The organism is Variovorax paradoxus, from assembly GCF_029919115.1.
Taxonomy (GTDB): Bacteria; Pseudomonadota; Gammaproteobacteria; order Burkholderiales; family Burkholderiaceae_C; genus Variovorax; species Variovorax paradoxus_O.
This window is the reverse complement of sequence record NZ_CP123990.1, coordinates 54262-72894: the sequence shown is the minus strand read 5'-3', so window position 1 is coordinate 72894 and position 18633 is coordinate 54262. Positions and strand designations below refer to the sequence as shown.

Here is an 18633-nt window from a genome sequence, read left to right as displayed (position 1 = left end):
CGCTGCCAGACCGGGTGGCACAGATGCTGCGATAGGTACTGCGCTCCGGGCTTGGTTCCCGGGCTGTACAAACCAACCTGGAGTTTTTGAATGAACCGTCGTTCTATCGCACGCAACGTGCAAAAGGGTTTCACCCTTATCGAATTGATGATCGTTGTGGCGATCATTGGTATCTTGGCTGCTGTGGCTCTGCCGGCTTATCAAGACTATGTGACTCGTGGTCAGGTGACTGAAGCCGTAACTTTGGGTGGCGGTTTGAAGCAACCTTTGGCCGAATACGGTGCCGACAAGAACGCTTGGCCCACCCAACTCGTTGCTCCGATGGCCACCCCTGCAGCGGGCGAGCTGAATGCGACGCTCGTCGGCAAGTACAGCACTGTGTCTAACACTGTTACCGGGGCTTACCCGACCGGCACTGTTACGGTTGGAATGACCGCCGGCAAGGCCTCGGGCAGCAACGTGACATTCGTTACCATTAACGGCGGCAGCACCTGGGCCTGCGGCACCGCAACTGTTGATGGCGCAACCGGCACGGCTAGCATTCCGGTCAAGTATCTGCCGAACGCTTGCAAGCCCTGATACAAGTTTAGAGTTTGTAAAAGCAAGAGCGAGCCCGAGAGGGCTTGCTCTTTTTTTTGCTTTGAGACGCAAGCGACCTGAAGCAATCGAAGGTAATTGTTAGATGAACGAGCTCTCGAAATCGCAGAGAAATCGCGGATGTCTTGCTGCAGTAGGCACGCTGCTCTTGATAAGTCTCGTGTTGTATTGGAAAGTGCTGGGATTTGAGTACGTTTGGGACGACAGCCTACTTTTTCTCGACAAAACTGCACTTGTCAACGAGCCCTTGAGTTGGCAATTGCTCGCAGATCCTGTGCTTCCTGGGACAAGCTATTTGCGACCCTTGGTATTTCTAACGCTATATGCCGAGTTTCACATTTTTGGCCAAAACCCCGCGATATCCCATGCCATAAATCTTCTGATTTATGCATGCAATGTGCTGCTGGTGTTTTTTGTGGGCCAGCGGCTTGCCTCTCTGCTAAAGCGAGGTAATTCAATGCTTCTTGGCTGGGTTTCGGCGGTCATGTATGCAGTCCATCCATCGCTTGTGGAGTCAACGGCTTGGGTAGCAGGCCGGTTCGACTTGATGGTTACATTTTTTATCTTGGCCGCAATAGCAATTTATATCGGCAGCTCGATTAATTCAAAAATAAAAAAACTGCCTCTGATAATGTTTTTTATGGGTGCCGCCCTATTGAGCAAAGAACTAGGGGCTGTTCTGCCTGCTGTTTTGATTTGCATCTGGTTTGCTCTGCAACCAGTTGAAAAAAAATGGTTTGGTGGCCAAGGGTATATCAAGCGAGCGATCGTTGACAATTGGGTGATTTTGTTATCGTCAATCTTTGTCTTGCTGGCTTACCTTTTTTTGCGTAAAAGCTCCGTCGGAGGGATCTATCACAGCACCTTATCCCTGGACTACCTACTTGATGCCGTTATAAAACAACTGCTTCCGCTTGAGGCGTTAAAATTTTACTTCGTTAAAGTCTTTTTTCCCTTTAGCTCAATCAACCCACTGCATCCTCTGTCGGAATTGAATGCTTATGGGGGATTCGAAATTGCTGCCAGCTTGGCTGTCACAGGGGCGATCGTCTTTTTGATTTTTCAATGTGTCGGAAGAAAGAGCCCCGCAGCTTGGGTTTTTTCTGCAGGGATGGTTTGCTTGCTTCCCGTCCTCCACGTGGTTCCTCTTAGTACCGGGGGCAACATTGGACACGAGCGATTTTTGACGGCGCCCCTAGCCTTTTTTTGTTTGGCGCTTTCGCTTGTAGATTACAAGGCTATTGTGGGTTTTATTGGTTTAAAGGGGAAATCTCTAAATAGATTATTGCTTGTGGCCGGCGGTGGATGGGTCCTTATTGCGGTGTTTACCACATATACGGTCCAGGCAATTTGGGCTTCCGACCTCCGGTTATGGAACTGGGCGTACCACAAGCACCCCACTTTTGCGTTTGCCAGATATAACTATATGTACGGCGCCCTTAAGTCAGGTCGACCAGATCTCGTCGAACGAGAGATCGACCTTCTGCAGAAAAGAGACGGTGGACTTGAGGTTTCCGATCAAATACTTTATGCGAATGTGCTCCTAAGAAGAGGCAATCCCGAAAGTATGAGTTATCTGGAAGGAATTATGTTTGCGTTGCCGAAATTCCATGAAATGGAAGACGGCAAAAAGAAAGTATTTGGGATTCCCGTGCCAAAAATCGGCATGGCGGGCGTTTACGGTGATTATTCCATGGGACTGATGATGTTCAAGAGTGATGCTGAAGCAGCGCTTAAGTACAGTAACATTGCCGAGTGGTACCTGGCGGAAAGTGAAAAAATCCCATTGCTTTACCCGAAAGTTGCAATTTTGATCGCTTTGGGGCGAGATCAGGAAGCCCAGGAGTTACTCGATTATCTGGAGCCCTTGTTCTATACAAAAAAAGAGCGCCTTAAAAAAGATCCCTCTGCAATTCTGAGTAATTTCTGTAAAAATCTGCCTTTGCAAAAACTAAGTGAATGCCAAGAGCTCGTTTCGAAGGCGGAAAAGATGATGAAATCAGCTGGCCGGCACTAAAAAGGCCACTTGTCAATTTATGATCTCAAGCCGGATGAGATGGGGAATCTCGCATATCGGGGTGTCCCTGATTTTTCTTGCGGCCACCTCGTATTTTGTTTTTTTTCTCTGGTATCCAAAGCCGTTCGGGGTTAATTCCGGTGTTTTGAAAATCTATGCGTTGCTGATTCTCGTTCAGCTTGTTTTGGGGCCTGCGCTTACTTTGTTTCTATATAAGAAAGATAAAAAAAAGTTAATATCTGATCTGTCCGTTGTACTCCTCCTCCAACTGGCTGCCTATACGTATGGCATGATCGTCATAGCTCAGGGGAGGCCTGCATGGATTGTTTTTGTGATCGATGACTTTGAAATCGTCCGACCCGCCGACCTCTATTTGGTAGAGGGGCGGAGAATGCCAGATGAATTTTCACCATCGATTGCGCGTGGACCATCGATTGTTGCTGCCGTCTATTCTGAAGATGAAGAAGTTAGATTCAAACAAAAGCAGGATGAGCTCATCTTAGGAAAAAGCTTGGTGCTTGAGCCGGAGACATACAGAACCTTTGAAAGTCAGCGTCCTCGAGTTAAGGAAAAGATGCGAGGGCTGGATGAGCTTGAAAAATTCAATTCGAAAAACGCGGTGAACGCTGTGCGAAAAGAATGGCCGGCTGCCACATCATGGCTACCGCTCAAGGGAGCACGTCAGGACATGGCAGTCCTGCTTGACAGGGATGCAGCAGTTGTTGCTGTCGCTGATGTCAGGCCGTGGGATTGATCACGCGCGCCGTCAGGATTGCAACCGCGATGCCAACAAGAACACCGGCGCCGACCTCAATGCGGCTGTGACCCATCCGTTCGCGCAGGGGCGCGCTCCCTAGCGGAGGGGTGTGCAGCTTGTTGAGAAGCGCAGCGTGCTTGCCAACTTGTCGGCGCAGGCTGACCGCATCTAGCACGACGATGAATGCCAACGCCAGCGCAACGCCAAACGTTGGATGATCAATCCCTTGCTTGAGGGCAATGAGCGCTGCGACACTACTCACGATTGCACTGTGGTTGCTCGGTAGCCCGCCATAGCCGATCAGCCCAAATGCGGGCCTGCCCGCGTGAATGCTGTTGATGATGAATTTCGAGGTTCCGGCGACTGCCCATGCGAGAAATGGCGTGACAACGTAAGAGAAATCCGTAGCCATTAGTCATCCTTGTCCGGGCCACAGTGCCCAGACACAGGCAGCGATCCACAGCACCACAGTCAGCATTAATTGCCAGTCTGCTAGCAAAGCGTCCGTCGGCGACTCTCCACCATCGAGTTTCTCGACCATATACCAATACCGAAAAAGGCCGAAGAGCACGAGCGGTACGGTGAACACCAATTGAGGACGCGCCGACATTACGAACATGCTGTAGAAGACCAGAGCACCGGTGGCCGACATCTCGGCGTAACGATCCACCAGAGATAGCGAATACTTTTCCAGCACCTTGCGTCCGTCTGAACCACTGAGGCTAAGTTCTTGTCGGCGCTTCACTGCTGCCAAATAAAGCGCGAGGCAGAGGGTTGTGATAAACATCCAACTCGACACAGGCACCGACAACGCCATGGCGCCTGCATAGACCCGTAGGACGAAACCTATGGCGATTGTGAAGATGTCCACAACTGGCTGGTGCTTGAGTACAAAGGTGTAAGCAACGTTGAGTGCCATGTAGGCTGCGATCACGAGCACGACCTTGGGCGCCCAAAACCAGCCGCATATCTGTATTGCGTATAACACTGCAAGTAAGGCGAGCCCCATTGAGATCGGGATCGCGCCCGAAGCCAGTGGGCGGGTCTTGGACTTCTTGGGGTGCTTGCGATCACGTTCGATGTCGTGAATGTCGTTGATGATGTAGGTTGCGGAAGAACCGGCACAGAAGAAGGCCACAGCAATCAACGCGTGTGCCACGGAATCTGGGTTGACGAACTCTCCAGTGAAAACCAGTGGCGCCAGCACGAAAGCGTTCTTGATCCATTGCTTCGGCCTCAATAGCGCGATCAGGCCACGCATGTGCGTCCAGGATGAAGGGGGTGCAAGTGATTCATGCATGACAATCTGACGCCTGTAATGGAGACCTGTTGTGTGAAAGACTTCAGAATGAAGCTAGCGCTCTCTTATGCGTTCTTCGCGTTGCTCGCCACTATGGCGAACATCGCTTCGCAGGAGCTTGCGATCTCGGTGTATGGGGGTACTTTTGGAGTTCCCTTGTCGGTCTTGGTCGGCACTGCAGTGGGTTTGGTGGTGAAATATGTTCTGGACAAGCACTACATTTTCCGTTTCCGCAGCCGCAATGCCATGCATGGCGGCCGCACTTTTGGGCTCTACGTCCTGATGGGCCTTGCAACCACCGCTATTTTCTGGGGATTTGAGTACGGTTTCCATCACTTCTTCGCTTCTCGCGAAATGCGCTACCTTGGTGGCGTCATAGGGTTGGCAATTGGCTACATCGCCAAGTACCACTTGGACAAACACTACGTCTTCAAGGACCGTGTTGCATGAGGCCAGTTTCGTCATGGGGGCGCCTTAACGCGGACCCTCACGAGGTAGTGAATCTGCGTGATACCAATGCCGCAATATCAGTTCTATCCGAGCGACGACCCGGCATTGCACTCGGCATGGCGCGCAGCTACGGCGACGTATGCCTCAACCCTGGAGGCATCCTGTGGAACACGAAGGGACTCGATCACTTCGTGCACTTCGACGAACGACTCGGTCGTTTGAGATGCGAAGCTGGGGTGTTGGTGCGCGACATCCAACGGCTTACGGTCCCCAGGGGCTGGATGCTAGCCGTAACGCCTGGCACTCAACTCATCACCGTCGGAGGCGCGGTCGCGAACGATGTGCATGGAAAGAATCATCATGTACATGGCTCTTTCGGAGACCATGTGCGATGGCTGAAGCTGCTTCGCACCGACGGCGAGATCATCGAATGCGGCCCTGCTGATCGAACTGATTGGTTTGCCGCGACTATTGGTGGCATGGGCTTGACCGGTGTTGTGCTCGAAGCCGAACTTCAGCTTCGACCGGTGATCGGTCCGTGGATGCAGGCAGAGACGTTGCCCTATGAGAATCTGGATGAATTCTTTACGCTTGCAGATGCTTCGGAACAAGGGTGGGAGCACACCGTGTCCTGGATCGATTGCATCGGCTCCAAGGAAGGGCGTGGCTTGTTTATGCGTGCCAACCATGCCAAAACGCAGGCCCGCCCCGAGCCTTGTGTACGCTCGTTCGCAATGCCCGTTGTTCCTCCGGTGTCGCTCGTTAACGGATTGACGTTGCGGCCATTCAACACGGCGTACTTTCATTTGCACAAGGCCTCCACGACCATCGTGCATTACGAAGCATTCTCTTATCCACTGGACAATGTGCGAGACTGGAATCGTCTTTACGGCCCTCGGGGGTTTTATCAGTACCAGAGCGTTGTGCCGCGACAAGTACAGCGCGACGCATCAAAGGCCATGTTGAATGAAATCACACGTTCCGGTGAAGGCTCGTTCTTGGCTGTCCTGAAGACATTCGGCCATCGCTTGTCGCTCGGCATGCTCAGCTTCCCAATGCCAGGCGCCACACTCGCATTGGATTTTCCGAATCGCGGCGACCGCACCCTGGCGCTCTTCAGCCGGCTCGACGCGATCGTGAGCGAAGCCGGAGGTCGAGTTTATTGCGCTAAGGACGCTCGTATGCCGAGAACGCTATTCGAAACAGGATATCCGCGCCTAGCCGAGTTTTTACCTTACCGTGACCCGGGGATCAGTTCCGCAATGTCGCGTCGCTTGATGGGAAGTTAGTTGATATCTGTAAATCGAAAAATCGTTGTCATCGGCGCAACCTCATCCATTGCCGAGCACTGCGCTCGAGATTGGGTTAAAGCTGGGAACGCCGACTTGGTACTGGTGGGACGAGATCTGCAGCGCACCGAGCGTGTAGCGGCTGACCTCCGCGTGAGGAGTCCTTCCTCCCGCATTCAAGCGATACAGGCGGACTTCGCGGAGGCCAAGGCAATTGCCGACGTGGTTCAGACCATCGTTGCACAAGGGTCGCCTGATGTTGTGCTCATCGCACACGGCTCATTATCCGATCAGGATGCATGTCAGCAGAGTTTGGCACTGGCCGGGAACGCCTTGCAGGTCAACGGCGTATCCCCTGTTCTTTTTGCAGAAGCCTTTGCCTCTTCGATGGGGTTGGCCGGCCGCGGAACAATTGCCATCATCGGATCCGTCGCAGGCGATCGTGGCCGCAAGTCCAACTATGTTTACGGAGCTGCCAAAGGACTCGTCTCGCGATACGCCGAAGGGCTACAGCATCGTTTTGCCGGAACAGGCGTGAGCATCGTGGTGATCAAACCAGGCCCGACGGACACGCCAATGACCGCCGCGCTGAAGGCGCGCGGCGCGCGGCTCGCACCCGTCGAAGATGTTGCGCACAGCATTGTCAAAGGTATCAACCAGGGCGGCAGCACCATCTACGTCCCAGGAAAATGGCGTTGGATCATGTTGATCATTCGGCATCTACCTGCATTCGTCTTCAACAAGCTAAACATTTAGGCGACGCAGAAATTCGGATGTCAGATCTGACTGGGCGCTCCTAGATTGAGGCGGTTGCACGAACATCTTGTAACATGCATCAATGAGCCACACTGATTTCAGGCAAAGTATCCGGGCGCTAGCCTCTTCTGACGAGATCGTCGTCAAACAGGCCTATCTCTGGGTCTTAATATTTGGACTTTTCGTTGTCGCAGTCGTCAAAACCGCTTGGGTCAGCGAAGACGCGTTCATTACCTTCCGAACAGTCAGCAATGCGCTCAGCGGATACGGTCTGACGTGGAACCCCGTGGAAAGGGTGCAGGCGTTCACCCACCCTCTTTGGCTCGCTCTAATCCTCCCCTTCACTGCATTGAGTGGCGATCCGTACTGGACCAGTCTTACTCTAAGTCTTATCGCATTGACAGTGACATTGTTTCTAGTCGGACGTATCTGGAAGCGTTGGGATATTGCGGCTCTGCTGGCCACTGCGAGTCTGCTCTGGTCGCATTCATTCATCGACTACAGCACATCCGGTCTCGAGAATCCTTTGACGCATGCGTTACTGGCAGGGTACGTGCTAACGTGGCTGCGCGAAGAACTGCCGCGCAGAACTTTCTTGCTGGGACTGCTGGTATCGCTTCTGTTTCTGACGCGACCCGATGCGATCTTTCTTGTAGGTCCGAGTCTCGCACTGCACATTTGGGAAAAAAAGCAGCACTTCGCGCGGATTGCCTTAAATGTCGCGATGGGTCTGCTTCCAGCGATGGTCTGGGTGGCCTTCTCGCTCTTCTATTACGGCGCTCCGGTTCCCAATACCGCTCTCGCGAAAGTTCAGAACGGACTCGTCTTCGCTGAAAATGCCCAACAGGCTGTCAATTACATCAAATGGACGATTGATCGCGATGTAGTTTCAGCCGTTCTGCTGCTGGCAGGATTGATAGGTGGTTTGGGGGATCGCAAATTCCGAATGTTTGCAATTGGCCTTATTCTGTGGATCGCGTATCTCTTCTACGTTGGCGCCGACTACATGGGTGGCCGATTCTTTAGTGCGCCACTGCTGCTCGCCTCCATGCTCGTTGGCTTTCAACTCCGCAAATACGGGAGGCCCATGAAGGGCTTGTGGGCGGTATATCTCACCCTAAGCATTGGAGCATTGCAGACCACTGTCTTTTCTCCTTACACGTTCGACCAGAAGAGCTTAACGGAAAGTGGGATCGCCGACGAAAGAGGTTTCTACTACCAGCAATTAGGTGCTCTCCCGGTCCTCCTGCGAGGCGGCACCTGGAACTTGCATCCGTGGCTTCTTGAGGGAGCCTCGCTGAGAGAGGTTCCAGGCACTTACACGCGATGCGCGGTGGGGATGACCGGCTACGCCGGGGGCCCTGACCTCTACTGGATCGATCCTCTGGCCTTGACGGAGCCATTCCTTGCGAGGTTGCCGGCAAGGTCCGGGGGACGAGTCGGCCATTATGAGCGGGCATTTCCGGCAGGCTACCTAGAGTCCACTGTAGCTCGGCAGAACCTGATCGTCGACCCTGCTTTGCGCCGTCTCTATGCGGATGTGGACTTGGCGACAAGATCTTCATTGTTCGCGTCGGAAAGAATTGCTGCAATCTGGCGTTTGAACACCGACAAGGGCGCATACATCTCTCCGGACTTTGATCGGCAGGCGATTGGCCTACCGGGAGTCGAGGCGAAGACCAAATCCAAGTTCTCTTGCTATGGCGTGCCGTACGGCTCGGACGGCATCTGGAGAGTCGACGGTCCGCCGATCGTTGTCCTTCGCGCATCGTTCGACTTTAGTCCGCGGTAATAACGGGTGCTCGGTCTGCGGAAGCACAGGCCATCACGTATGTGTCCCGCAATCAAGCGAATTGGCTCAAGCCAGCCGTATGGTCAAAACTGAAGGCCAGAGAGACCGCGTTCTATGAAGTCGAGAACACCCGACGAGGTCATCGAGCATTCTGCTTCGTATTCTTCGGTCGCGTACGGGCGAGCGGTCTCACCCGCTCAATCCGCCGTCGGCACTTCCCGCCAATTCAACAGCCGCAGCGCGGTACCTGCCGGAGGATTGAACCCGATCTTGTCGAGATTGCCACGCACGTCGCCGGAGATCAGGCGCACGGTGCCATCCACGCCCACGAACTTGAGGTCGGTGATCGCAGTGGTGGACTGCACGAACGCCGCGCCGCTGGCCAGGGCTGTGCGGCCGCTGTTGTAGTCGATCGCGTAGATCCGGCTCTGACCCGAAGGGCTACAGGCATCGCCGCTGGTCAGCAGCGACGAGAACGCCACGATGCCGTTGAAGGCGGTCGGGCTGGCCAGCATTCGAAGGCCGATGCTGCCCTGCGAGCCCAGGTCGATGTACCAGCCGCGTGAATCCGTGGGCACGACGGTGCCGCTCACGAGATTGGTAACCGCAGTGAGGCCGCTGCGTGTCACGGGCATGGTGTTGTCGGCCGGCTTGAAGGCGGTATCGGTTCCGTCGATCACGGCATAGAAGCTCTGGGTCGCGGCGGAGTTGATGTCGCTCGCGTCGAGCAACCGGCCGGTACCGACCATCACGTAGCGCTTGCGTGTCGTGGGCTGGATCTGCACCAACGGCCGCGAGGTGATCGGCTGGGCAGCCGGGGTGGTAGCACCGTCGGTGAAGAGAGCAATCTTGGCTGGTGCAGGGTAGTCCGCGGCAGTACCAGCGGCCGCGGTCACGTCGAAGCGCCACAGTTGCCCGTTCAGATCGCCCACGTAGATCGCGTCCGCCGTGCCGTCGGTCAGGTCGGGAATGAACGCGGTGGCATGGGTCAAGCCGTTGGCCGTGGCGCCGGTGCTTATCTTTTGCAGCAGCGCGCCCGTTCTCGGATGCACGAAATAGATGTAGCCGTTGCGGTCGGTGTTGTCGCCGTGGTAGCCCGAGGTCAGCACCACGACCCAGCCGTAGCGCTTGGTCTTGAGGACCAGCGGCGCGCCGTAGCTGAAGCCCATGTCTGCATCGGTGAACTCCCACAGCACTTTGCTCGCCAAGACGGTTTCGTCGGTGATCGCCGCGGGATCGGTCACGTCGAGGGCGTAGAAGCTCTTGCCCCCCTTGCCAAGACCTCCGACCAGCAGCGAGCGCCAGTTGGAGCCCGTGGCGGCAAAAGTGCCGCCAGCGCGGTCGAAGTCGACGTCGACCACCTCGGGGGTGGCATCGACGTAGTACTTGTGCAGGTAGTTCGGATTGCCCAGCTGGGCCAGGCCGTCCGTGGCCGGTGCGGCCGGGCTGCTGGGGCCGTTGAAGAGGGCGCTCGGCACGTAGGCGAACTGTTCGCGGCCAGCGTTGGTGCCGTCGAGTTCACCGCGGAACGCATGCAGCATGCCGTCGTTCGCGGCGGCGTACACCATGGTGGGTCGCGAGGCCCTGGCCGTCTTGAAGGCAGCGTAGCCGCGGTTCACAGCGTCGGAGTAGGCCGAGGCGGGCGGGCCAACAGGCTTCACCTTCGAATTGACGATGTCTCCCAGCAGCTTGCTGCGAAGCCGGTACGGCTTGGTGCCGTCGCTTGCCGTCTTTTCCTGGCTGCGGTCGCCGCGCAGGTAGTTCAGGTAGTTGGCACTGTCGTCGCCGGTAACGTAGAGCGTGTCGAGCGCGGCCGCCTGGCCGCCCGTTCCGGTGGTGAGATTGCCGATACGGAAGGCCACGCCCGCTGTGCCGTTCCATGTGGCAATGCGCCGGTCTGTATTCCAGCCGGTGCCCGCGAACTGCGTCGCGAGCGTGGTGGTGCTGTTCCACGCCGCAGTGAGCGTGGGGGTGCCGTCGGTTGCAAAGCTGATGCTGCTCGCGCTCACCACGCCGGTCCAGTCCTGCGCATCGTATTGCGATGCATACGAAGCCGAGCCGGTTGCCGAAACCTCGAGGGCCGAGAGCGAGAACGACGTGGTGTATGCCTGAATGGCATTCACGATACGTTCAAAGGCTTGGGTCAGGCCTCTCACCAGCGTGTCGGGCTGGCCGGCGGCAAAGTAGTTGTCGGGCCGCGGCTGTGTCAGGTTGGCGGCGCGCGTGTCGGTCAGCGTCTCGCCGTTCGTCGACCACCAGTCCAGCGGAATGGTGCCGGCGAAGGTGTAGGGGTCGAAGTCGGCCGGCAGCTTCTTGGTGTCTAGTCCGCCGAACTTGGCGGCAAGATAGAACTGGTTGTTGAACTGGAAGGGCTGTTCCAGCACGTCCACCCAGTAGGTGCTGACTGTCTGCTTGCCAATGGTGTTGGCCTGTCCAGCCACGTCGGGGCGGATGTCCTTGGTGTTGGAGTCGAACGCAAGGCCGGCGATGTAGGCGGAGTTGTTGCGACCGCTGTAATCGTTGGAGTTGCCCAGGTTGCCCAGGCCCTGCAGTGCGCCCACGCGGTTGGTGGCTGTCACCGCATTCACGGTGTTGTCGTTCGCAACCTCGGTCTGCATGGCCGGCTCGCGGGTGCGGTAGGTGGTGTTGCCGGCAACGTTCTTGTCGACGTGGGTGTAGATGTCGCCGATGCCCAGGACGAAGTTGCGCTGGCACGAATACTGGATGGGGTCGCCCCAATTGGTGATCACCGGGAACCCGTCGACCCAGCTGGTCTTCGTCGCGGCGCCGGCCGTGCCCATCGAGCTCCAGGCATCCACGTTGCCCAGGTTCTTGTAGTACCGGATGACCGCGTAGTACAGCTCGCTCACCGGGTCGTAGCTCTTGTAGTCCCCCGGAAGAATCTGGCCGAACTTGTTCAGGTAGTTCATTACGCCGCTGTCCGAGATGGTCACCCCGGTTGCCGTGCCGGTTGCGGTGGCATCCGCGGCGTCGGGGTTGCGGATGAACGTGCCGTCGGTCTCGCTCCACTCCTTGTTCGCGTTGGCCGCGGGCGCCTGGCCAGGGGTGGGCGCGGTCGGGCCGACAAACTTCTGGCGCGCGCGCAGCACGCCGCCGTCTCGCTGGTCGCTGCTGTCGTTCAGGTAGCCGAAGGCGCTGAAGCGCATCTTGTCGGCGTACTTCTGGATCAAGCCTTCGGGCTTGTAGTTGGAACCGTAGGCCTTGCAGTTGGCTTCGAGCCCACCGGCTGCGGCAGAAGGGTCGCACACCTTCACGCGCATGGTGTAGTCGCTGTCGACCGGCCCTGCGTCCGAGAATGGGACGAAGGCGTTGTTCGACGTGGGCGTACGCCAGAGGAACTGCATCACGGCGCCGCCACCCTTTTCGTAGTACTCGATCTGCACGCTGAACGTCTGGCCTGCGGTGAGCGTGATGGTCTCGGAGTCGTCGGTGGCCGAGCCGTGGTCGGTCCAGTTGTTGATCCGCCGGTTGCCGTTCGTGAAGTTCTGGCCGCCGTTGCCGCTGGTGTTGACCCAGAGCCGCACGCCGTCGTCGCTGATGGTGCGGAACACGTAGTCGCCTGCGACGGGGGCCGTGTAGGTACCGATAAAACGCGCCGAGAAGTTGTCGGCGTTGACGCCATTCACGGGAGCGGCATTGCCCCAGTCGTGGTTGGCGGTGTCCGCGGCGACAGTGGCAATCACCGTGCCGTTGAGATTGACGTTGTTGAAGTACTGCGCCGTCATCGTGCGGCCGGCGCCGCCGCCGTTGGCGGTCACGCGCATCTTGAAGCCGCGGTTGGTGATGCTCGTTCCCAGCGCCGTGGCGTTATTGAACGGCGTCGCACCGGCGATGGCGGCTGCCGGCAGTGTGCGGTCCGGAAAAAGGCCGCGGTCGCCGTGCCAGGCTTTCTCGAGAATGGTGGTGGTGGCCGTGTCGACCACGCGCCTGCCGCCCGTCATGGCCCAGCGGAACGGGTCAATGGTGGCGGTGGACGCCCAGTTCAGGAAGTTGCCGCTCCACTTGTCGTCGTTGTCGCCCGTGCATGTGCGATTGGTGGCGGCGCCGGCCGGGTAGAAGTAGCTGGAGTCGCCCTTGTCGGTGGTGCTGACGCCGTTGGCCGTGGCATCGACCTGGTACAGGTAGCACTTGGCCGGATCGAAGTAGCCCAGGTAGTTGGTGTTGCTGGAGTAGTTGCCGACGTGGGCTGTGCGCGATGCCGTGGGCCATTCCACCGACAACGCCAGGGCCAGGTTGCCTGGAACCTCCGATGTGGAGAACACGGGCTGATTGGCGAGCGGAATCGCGGACGCGACCATGGCGCTTCCGAGCGCCAGGCCAAGGCCGGTGGCGATGGTTGCGCGGCATGCCGCGCGAACGGATGAACGAATTCTTGCTTTCATGATTCGCCTGTGCCCTATTCGGGCTTGGTGAAAGAGGCTTGCAGGAACACCTGCGTGTCACGTGGACCGTCGACGCGAACCGACACCCGGTAGATGGGCGGGCTGGGAATGGACGGGCCGGGCGTGGCCAACTGGCTCTGGTCGCCACTCGACGTTTCGGTCTTGGACGGTGTGTAAACGCAGCCGCTCTTGCCGATGCTCGAGAAGGCGCCGGTGGCATTGCACATCCGGTCGATCACATAGCGCACGGTGACACCGCCACTACCCGTGATGGGCGTGCCTGTCGGAGTAAAGGCGTTGCCCACCACGTCAGGGCCGGTCAGATTGGTCCTCTTCAGCAGCACCTCCGGAATGCCCTTAGCATTAGTAGCGAGCTGGATTGCGCTGTAATTCGCTGCAGGCAAGTTGCTTGAGGTCGTTCCCGTCGCACCAAGCGCGCCGCTGGTCTGGAACTCCCGCATCGCCTTCGCGATGGCGAGTTCGCCTTGGTTGATCAGGTCGCGCTTGAAGGCGAGGTTGCCTGCGCCGAACAGCGTGGTGTCCATCGATCGCATGACGGCGACGCCGCCTGCGAGCAGCACCACCAAGATGATGAGGCAAAACAGCAGAACCACGCCGCGCTCGCTCGCCGGGGCGTGCATCTTGGAAAGTGTGTTCATGGGAAAGGTAGCAACAGCATGTTGCGAAGCGGGATGGTGGTGTCGATGACGCGGTAACGGAAGTTCCGGTCCTCGGCCGCGATGGTCAGTGTGCGCTTGCGATCGGTGGGAAGGTCGCTGAAGATTTCCAGGCTGTCCGGCGTCACGGGTTCCTTTTCGTACAGGCTGCCTCGCATGACCAGCGCTACGCGCGCCGCCACGATGTGACGCATGGTGTCGGGCGCGAGCATGAGGGTGCCAATCGCGTAGCCCGCTGCAGCAGGATCGACCCATGTATCGGCAGTGCCGTTGCTGTCGGTGTCGACGCCGTACACCGCATACAGGGCGACCACGCCATCGGCCAGCGCTTGCATGGCTGAGGCATCAGTACCCTCATCGCTGCCGGTGCCGGCTGCCCGCAGCAGGTCGTAGGCGACCAGCGTGCGGTTGGCATTTACGCCGATCAACTGGAACTGCAGATTGTTGGCGGCCACGTTTCCGAGCGGTGTGAAGAGTGCCGTTCCGTCCGCCACAAGTGTGGACAGTGACGTGGTGGCACCGGTGGAGGTGAAGTAGCGCCCCCCCAGGGCCAGGACTTCGTTGCCCGCCGTCGCCAGTTCGGTATTGGTCGAACTCACCTGCTCGAGCAGGCAGTCGTCCGTGCCCTCCTTGCTCACGAGTCCAATGTCCCCGTTGCGCAAGCCGATGGTGTTGTCCAGCCGCAGGTTGCTGTTGTCTGGAAAGCCGGAGCGGATGCGGCGCGACACGTCGCCCGCCGCCGCGTTGCCGCCCATGACCACGAGGGTGTCCGAAGCCCCGGCGGTGGCGCCTTTGGCTATCAGAAACGGTGCGAGCCGCAGATTGCCCGCTGCAGCGGCCCCAGTGCCGCCGAGCAGCGTGTCAAACGGGGCCGGAAACGCGGATGTGGTTCGCGGCAAGATCGTAGTGGCGGTGCCCCCGATCAGGCGCGCGGCGCTCAGCCGGCAGCGGAACACTCCTCGCGTGCCGGTCTGCGCGAAGCCGGATCCGGCGCTTCTCAGCAGGCGATCGATTGCGTAGGCGGCATAGGAGCCGCTCTGATTCATGTCGTTAGTCGACGTGGTGCTGCGCTTGTGCGCCTCGCCCAGGGTGACGGCGCTGGTCACGGCCAGCACCACGACCAGGCCGATGACCATAGCCACCAGCAGTTCGACCAGCGTCAGGCCGCGCTGAACGGCGCGAGCGAAGGGTTTGGAGTGGGCGTTCATGGTGGGGGCAGCGCGACGCGCGTAGTCAACCGGCTGTCTTGCTGGCCCACTGGGCGCTGAGGAGGGCGCCAAGTGATAAGGATGTCTGCGGTATTGGCTGCGACGTCCGAGGTGATTTGAACAGTGCCGCCAGGCAGGCCGCCGGCTTGCGGGTTGCTGGCGCGGTCGTTCCACGAAGGTTCTCCTACGTCGGGGTCTATCGCCACTGTGCGAGTAGTCCACATCGTGGCCGCGATGTCGTTGGCGATCAGGGCGGCGCGGTTGCGGTCTTCCGCATCGAGTGATAGGCCGATCGCGCGCGTCTGCAGGCCGATCAGGCCGAGGATGCCCAGCGAAAACAGAAGGACCGAGACCAGGACTTCGATCAACGCGACACCGGACTGGGAAGCGCGCGCGACGGAGCGCGAGAGGCGTTGGTGTGTCATCACGCGGGGCACCCGTCGGGATGGGCGTTGGAAAGCGTCTTAGCCGGATCGCACAGCCGGACCTGCCCTCCCAGTGCGACTAGCACACGCATCGCGCGCACGGAATCGACATCCGGGATCGTGATGTTGTAGGCCGCAGCTGCGGCGCTACATGCCACACCGGTGCCAGGCGCGGGGTTGTCGACGACCCGTCCCAGCGAGTTGAAACAGAGTGTCGCCGGGCCGGTGACCCGAACATCGGGGGCCAAGCCAGTTAGGCCGCCGCCCTCGATGAACGTGGGATCAGTTGACTCGCCCGTGAGGAGCGGCACGAAGTTGACCGACCAATTGGAGCCGTTCGCCGCGGCGGTGAGACCGTCTGCGGGGTTTGTGTCGGCGGTCAGCGAGAAGACGGTCTGGCGGCTGCGCCGAAGTGCCTCGGTCTGGGCGAGGCGAAGCCCGTTCTGCAGTGCATCCGCGACCGTACGTATGCGGCTGTTGCGCAACCATTCACTCATTGCAGGCAACGCCAGCGCCATCAGGGCGCCCAACAGCACCAATGTCACCATCATCTCGATCAGCGTAAAACCGCGTACGGCCGGCGGCCGACGGAGTGGCGTCTTCATCAGCACCCCGACTTCCTTGTCGTCCAGCCGGTCGCACAGGCCGTCCAGCCGGAGCCTGCTGCGGTCGTGGCACGGGTGTTTTGATGATTAACAGTGAACGTGAATCCACTAGTAGGGCCGCTACCCACGGCGCGCGCTGTGAATGTTGTGGCCGTCAGCGTTGGACAGGAGATAGCGAAACTACCTGCCGCAGCTGGCGCGGCGCATGGCGAGATGAAGGTGGTGCCAATGGAGCGGTAGTCTCGGTTGTCTTGGAAGTGCCGCTCCATGTTGGCGCGTAGTGCCGAAAGGGCGTTATGAGCCTCCACGAGCTGCCCTCGAAGCACGTAGTCTCGATAGCTGGGAATAGCGATTGACGCCAGAATGCCGATGATCGCGATGGTGACCATCACCTCGATCAGCGTGAAGCCACGTGAACCGCGCGGACCTATCACGGGTTGACGCGGAACCGAATGTTGTTTCATTGACACCTTTCGCGCTCGCCCGCACCCCCAAAAAAGGCGCTGGGCAACAGTTGCAGACAGTTGTCAAAGAATGTCTCCAATTGTGTTTTTTTGCAAAACCGCTCGTCTGCGGTTGGTAGCCATTCGTCGGCTCCCCAGTCGGCACAATCGGCGGTATGACTTCCCGTGCAGCGCCGCTCGAGGTGGCCGCCCTTCCATCGACAGCCGTGGGCGCCATGCGGGCCGGGCTGATCGCATTCCCTTTTCTCTGCCCGCTGGTAGCGGGCCCCTCCGTCCAGGCTTGGCAGCTGTTCGCCACATGGGTTTGCATTGCCGCACTGCTTCTCGTGATACCTCCGGCCGCGCCGGCGCGGGGCATCTGGCTTTGGCTAGCGGCGGGCTTGGCCGCAGTCGCGATTTCGTCGCATGGCGCACCGGCCCTGTGGCTCCCCGTCGTCGCGGTGCTAGGCGCCATGGCCGCCGCAGCGTGTGTGGGCACCGGCATCGTTCGGGGCGGGCCGCCGGCAGCGGCGGTGCTGGCAACCGGCATCCTCGCAGCCGGCCTCATCAGTGCCGTCCTCGGCCTGCTCCAGTACTACGGCCTGGCCGACCCGCTCGTCCCCTGGACCACAACCCCGGCGCTGGGCCAGGCGTACGGCAACCTGCGCCAGCGCAACCAGTTCGCCACGCTGATCAGCATGGCGCTGGTGGCGGCGCTCTGGATTCATGCCACGCAGCCGTGGACTCGCGTTAGGCGTTGGCTGCTGCCAGCCACTTTGCTGTTATTGACGGCCGCGGCGGCATCAACGTCGCGTACCGGCTTGCTTCAGCTGCTATCGATCGTCGGCGTGGCGACTCTGATCGCCTGGCGAGAGCGCCGCGGCAGGCCTGAAGCAACAGAACACGGCGGCCCGAGATTCACCTTGCCGCCGCCGCTCGTGCTGCTGGCGATGATTCCGATCTATTTCGCCATCGCCTGGGCGCTGCCCCAGCTCACCGCCAGCGAGGTCGAGGGCATGATGCAGCGGCTGCAGGAGGGCGCGCCGGGCGACCACACGCGGCTGATTCTGTGGCGCAACGTGCTCACTCTGATTGCCGAGCACCCCTGGACGGGATGGGGATGGGGCGAACTGGCCTTTGCGCACTACAGCACGCTGTATTCCGGCCCGCGGTTTCCAGAGATTCTGGACAACGCGCACAACCTGCCGCTGCACCTGGCCGTGGAACTGGGCATTCCAGCTTCGGTGCTGATCTGCGGTGGTTTCATCTGGATGGTGCTGGCAGCGCGGCCTTGGCGCGAGCGCGATCCGGCCCGTCTCATGGCGTGGGGCATGCTGGGCGCGATCGTGCTGCACAGCCTGCTGGAATATCCGCTCTGGTACGGGCCCTTCCAACTGGTGTTCGGGCTGTGCCTTGGAATGCTGTGGCCCGGCAGGCGTGCGCCAGCGCGGCTTGCTTCGCTGCGGCAGCATTTCGGAGCCAAGTGGCTCAACGCCAACGTCTTGTCCGTGGCGGCGGCCTCTGTGCTGGCAGCGGTGGTTGGCTATGCCACCTGGGACTACATCCGCATCAGCCAGATCTACCTGCCGCGCGACGAGCGTTTGCCGGCCTATGAGGACGACACGCTGACCAAGGCGAAGGGGTCGTGGCTTTTTGCGAGGCAGGTGGGGTTTGCCGAGCTGACGCTCACGCGGGTCACGGCCGCCAACGCCGCCGAGATGCATTCGCTGGCCGAGCGCACGATACATTTTTCGCCCGAGCCTCGCGTGATCGTCAAGCTGATCGAAAGCGCCGAGCTGACGGGCCGAGACCAGGAGGCCTGGGAGCAGGCGGAGCGGTTTCGCATTGCCTTTCCGGAGGAATACGAACGCTGGCTGAAGGGGCTGCCGGTCGACAGGCGAGCGCCCTAGCTGG

16 protein-coding genes are annotated in these 18633 nt (G+C 59.2%); 8 read left to right on the top strand and 8 right to left on the bottom strand.

From position 1 onward, the window contains the following. The first annotated feature begins 90 nt into the window (after positions 1-90). The 3 genes from QHG62_RS00280 to tfpZ all read left to right on the top strand — a co-directional run bounded on the left by QHG62_RS00280 (position 91) and on the right by tfpZ (position 3368). Positions 91-579, top strand: coding sequence for a pilin (locus QHG62_RS00280; protein ID WP_281148826.1), 489 nt, complete (start codon positions 91-93; stop codon positions 577-579). Positions 580-682: 103 nt separating this feature from the next. Then, positions 683-2614 carry an ArnT family glycosyltransferase gene (locus QHG62_RS00275; RefSeq protein WP_281148825.1) on the top strand — a complete coding sequence of 644 codons (1932 nt, stop codon included), beginning with the start codon at positions 683-685 and terminating at the stop codon, positions 2612-2614. A 61-nt stretch (positions 2615-2675) separates the two neighbouring features. After that, on the top strand, positions 2676-3368 hold the full coding sequence (gene tfpZ / locus QHG62_RS00270; protein WP_281148824.1) for a TfpX/TfpZ family type IV pilin accessory protein: 693 nt from the start codon (positions 2676-2678) through the stop codon (positions 3366-3368). Here tfpZ and QHG62_RS00265 read toward each other — a convergent pair. Both QHG62_RS00265 and QHG62_RS00260 read right to left on the bottom strand, forming a co-directional pair. Then, positions 3352-3783, bottom strand: coding sequence for a divergent PAP2 family protein (locus QHG62_RS00265; protein WP_281148823.1), 432 nt, complete (start codon positions 3781-3783; stop codon positions 3352-3354). The two genes, tfpZ and QHG62_RS00265, sit on opposite strands and share 17 nt — an antisense overlap. A 3-nt stretch (positions 3784-3786) precedes the next feature. Continuing rightward, the gene (locus QHG62_RS00260; RefSeq protein ID WP_281148822.1) at positions 3787-4632 is read right to left on the bottom strand and encodes a decaprenyl-phosphate phosphoribosyltransferase; all 846 of its coding nucleotides are present in this window, start codon (positions 4630-4632) and stop codon (positions 3787-3789) included. Between the two features lie 33 nt (positions 4633-4665). Here QHG62_RS00260 and QHG62_RS00255 point away from each other — a divergent pair, with 33 nt between their 5' ends. From QHG62_RS00255 to QHG62_RS00240, 4 genes are all read left to right on the top strand, one after another. Beyond that, on the top strand, positions 4666-5121 hold the full coding sequence (locus tag QHG62_RS00255; RefSeq protein WP_281148821.1) for a GtrA family protein: 456 nt from the start codon (positions 4666-4668) through the stop codon (positions 5119-5121). Beyond that, entirely contained in the window at positions 5118-6410 is a 1293-nt protein-coding gene (locus QHG62_RS00250) for an FAD-binding oxidoreductase (RefSeq protein WP_281148820.1), read from the top strand. The genes QHG62_RS00255 and QHG62_RS00250 overlap by 4 nt, the downstream gene beginning before the upstream one ends. Continuing rightward, positions 6411-7166 (top strand): SDR family NAD(P)-dependent oxidoreductase, encoded by a 756-nt coding sequence (locus tag QHG62_RS00245; RefSeq protein WP_281148819.1) that lies wholly within the window; start codon positions 6411-6413, stop codon positions 7164-7166. It abuts the gene before it with no gap. 82 nt (positions 7167-7248) lie between these two features. After that, a complete protein-coding gene (locus QHG62_RS00240) occupies positions 7249-8958 on the top strand; it encodes a hypothetical protein (RefSeq protein ID WP_281148818.1) in 1710 nt (569 codons plus the stop codon). Between the two features lie 197 nt (positions 8959-9155). On the opposite strand, the gene QHG62_RS00235 is transcribed toward QHG62_RS00240, so the two are convergent. The 6 genes from QHG62_RS00235 to QHG62_RS00210 are packed head-to-tail and all read right to left on the bottom strand — an operon-like array spanning position 9156 to position 16740. Continuing rightward, positions 9156-13361: a PilC/PilY family type IV pilus protein gene (locus QHG62_RS00235; RefSeq protein WP_281148817.1), complete on the bottom strand. Its 4206-nt coding sequence runs from the start codon at positions 13359-13361 to the stop codon at positions 9156-9158. A 14-nt stretch (positions 13362-13375) separates the two neighbouring features. Next, complete coding sequence (locus QHG62_RS00230) at positions 13376-14020, bottom strand: pilus assembly PilX family protein (RefSeq protein ID WP_281148816.1); 645 nt, start codon at positions 14018-14020, stop codon at positions 13376-13378. Beyond that, positions 14017-15246, bottom strand: a complete 1230-nt coding sequence (locus tag QHG62_RS00225; protein ID WP_281148815.1) for a PilW family protein — start codon at positions 15244-15246, stop codon at positions 14017-14019. The genes QHG62_RS00230 and QHG62_RS00225 overlap by 4 nt, the downstream gene beginning before the upstream one ends. Then, the gene (gene pilV / locus QHG62_RS00220; protein WP_281148814.1) at positions 15243-15671 is read right to left on the bottom strand and encodes a type IV pilus modification protein PilV; all 429 of its coding nucleotides are present in this window, start codon (positions 15669-15671) and stop codon (positions 15243-15245) included. Before pilV ends, QHG62_RS00225 begins: the two co-directional genes overlap by 4 nt. Beyond that, positions 15671-16276: a pilus assembly FimT family protein gene (locus QHG62_RS00215; protein ID WP_281148813.1), complete on the bottom strand. Its 606-nt coding sequence runs from the start codon at positions 16274-16276 to the stop codon at positions 15671-15673. Before QHG62_RS00215 ends, pilV begins: the two co-directional genes overlap by 1 nt. Then, positions 16276-16740 (bottom strand): type IV pilin protein, encoded by a 465-nt coding sequence (locus QHG62_RS00210; protein ID WP_281148812.1) that lies wholly within the window; start codon positions 16738-16740, stop codon positions 16276-16278. The genes QHG62_RS00215 and QHG62_RS00210 overlap by 1 nt, the downstream gene beginning before the upstream one ends. A gap of 155 nt (positions 16741-16895) precedes the next feature. Between QHG62_RS00210 and QHG62_RS00205 the strand changes: the two genes are divergently transcribed. Next, positions 16896-18629 (top strand): PglL family O-oligosaccharyltransferase, encoded by a 1734-nt coding sequence (locus QHG62_RS00205; RefSeq protein ID WP_281148811.1) that lies wholly within the window; start codon positions 16896-16898, stop codon positions 18627-18629. Positions 18630-18633: the final 4 nt, after the last annotated feature.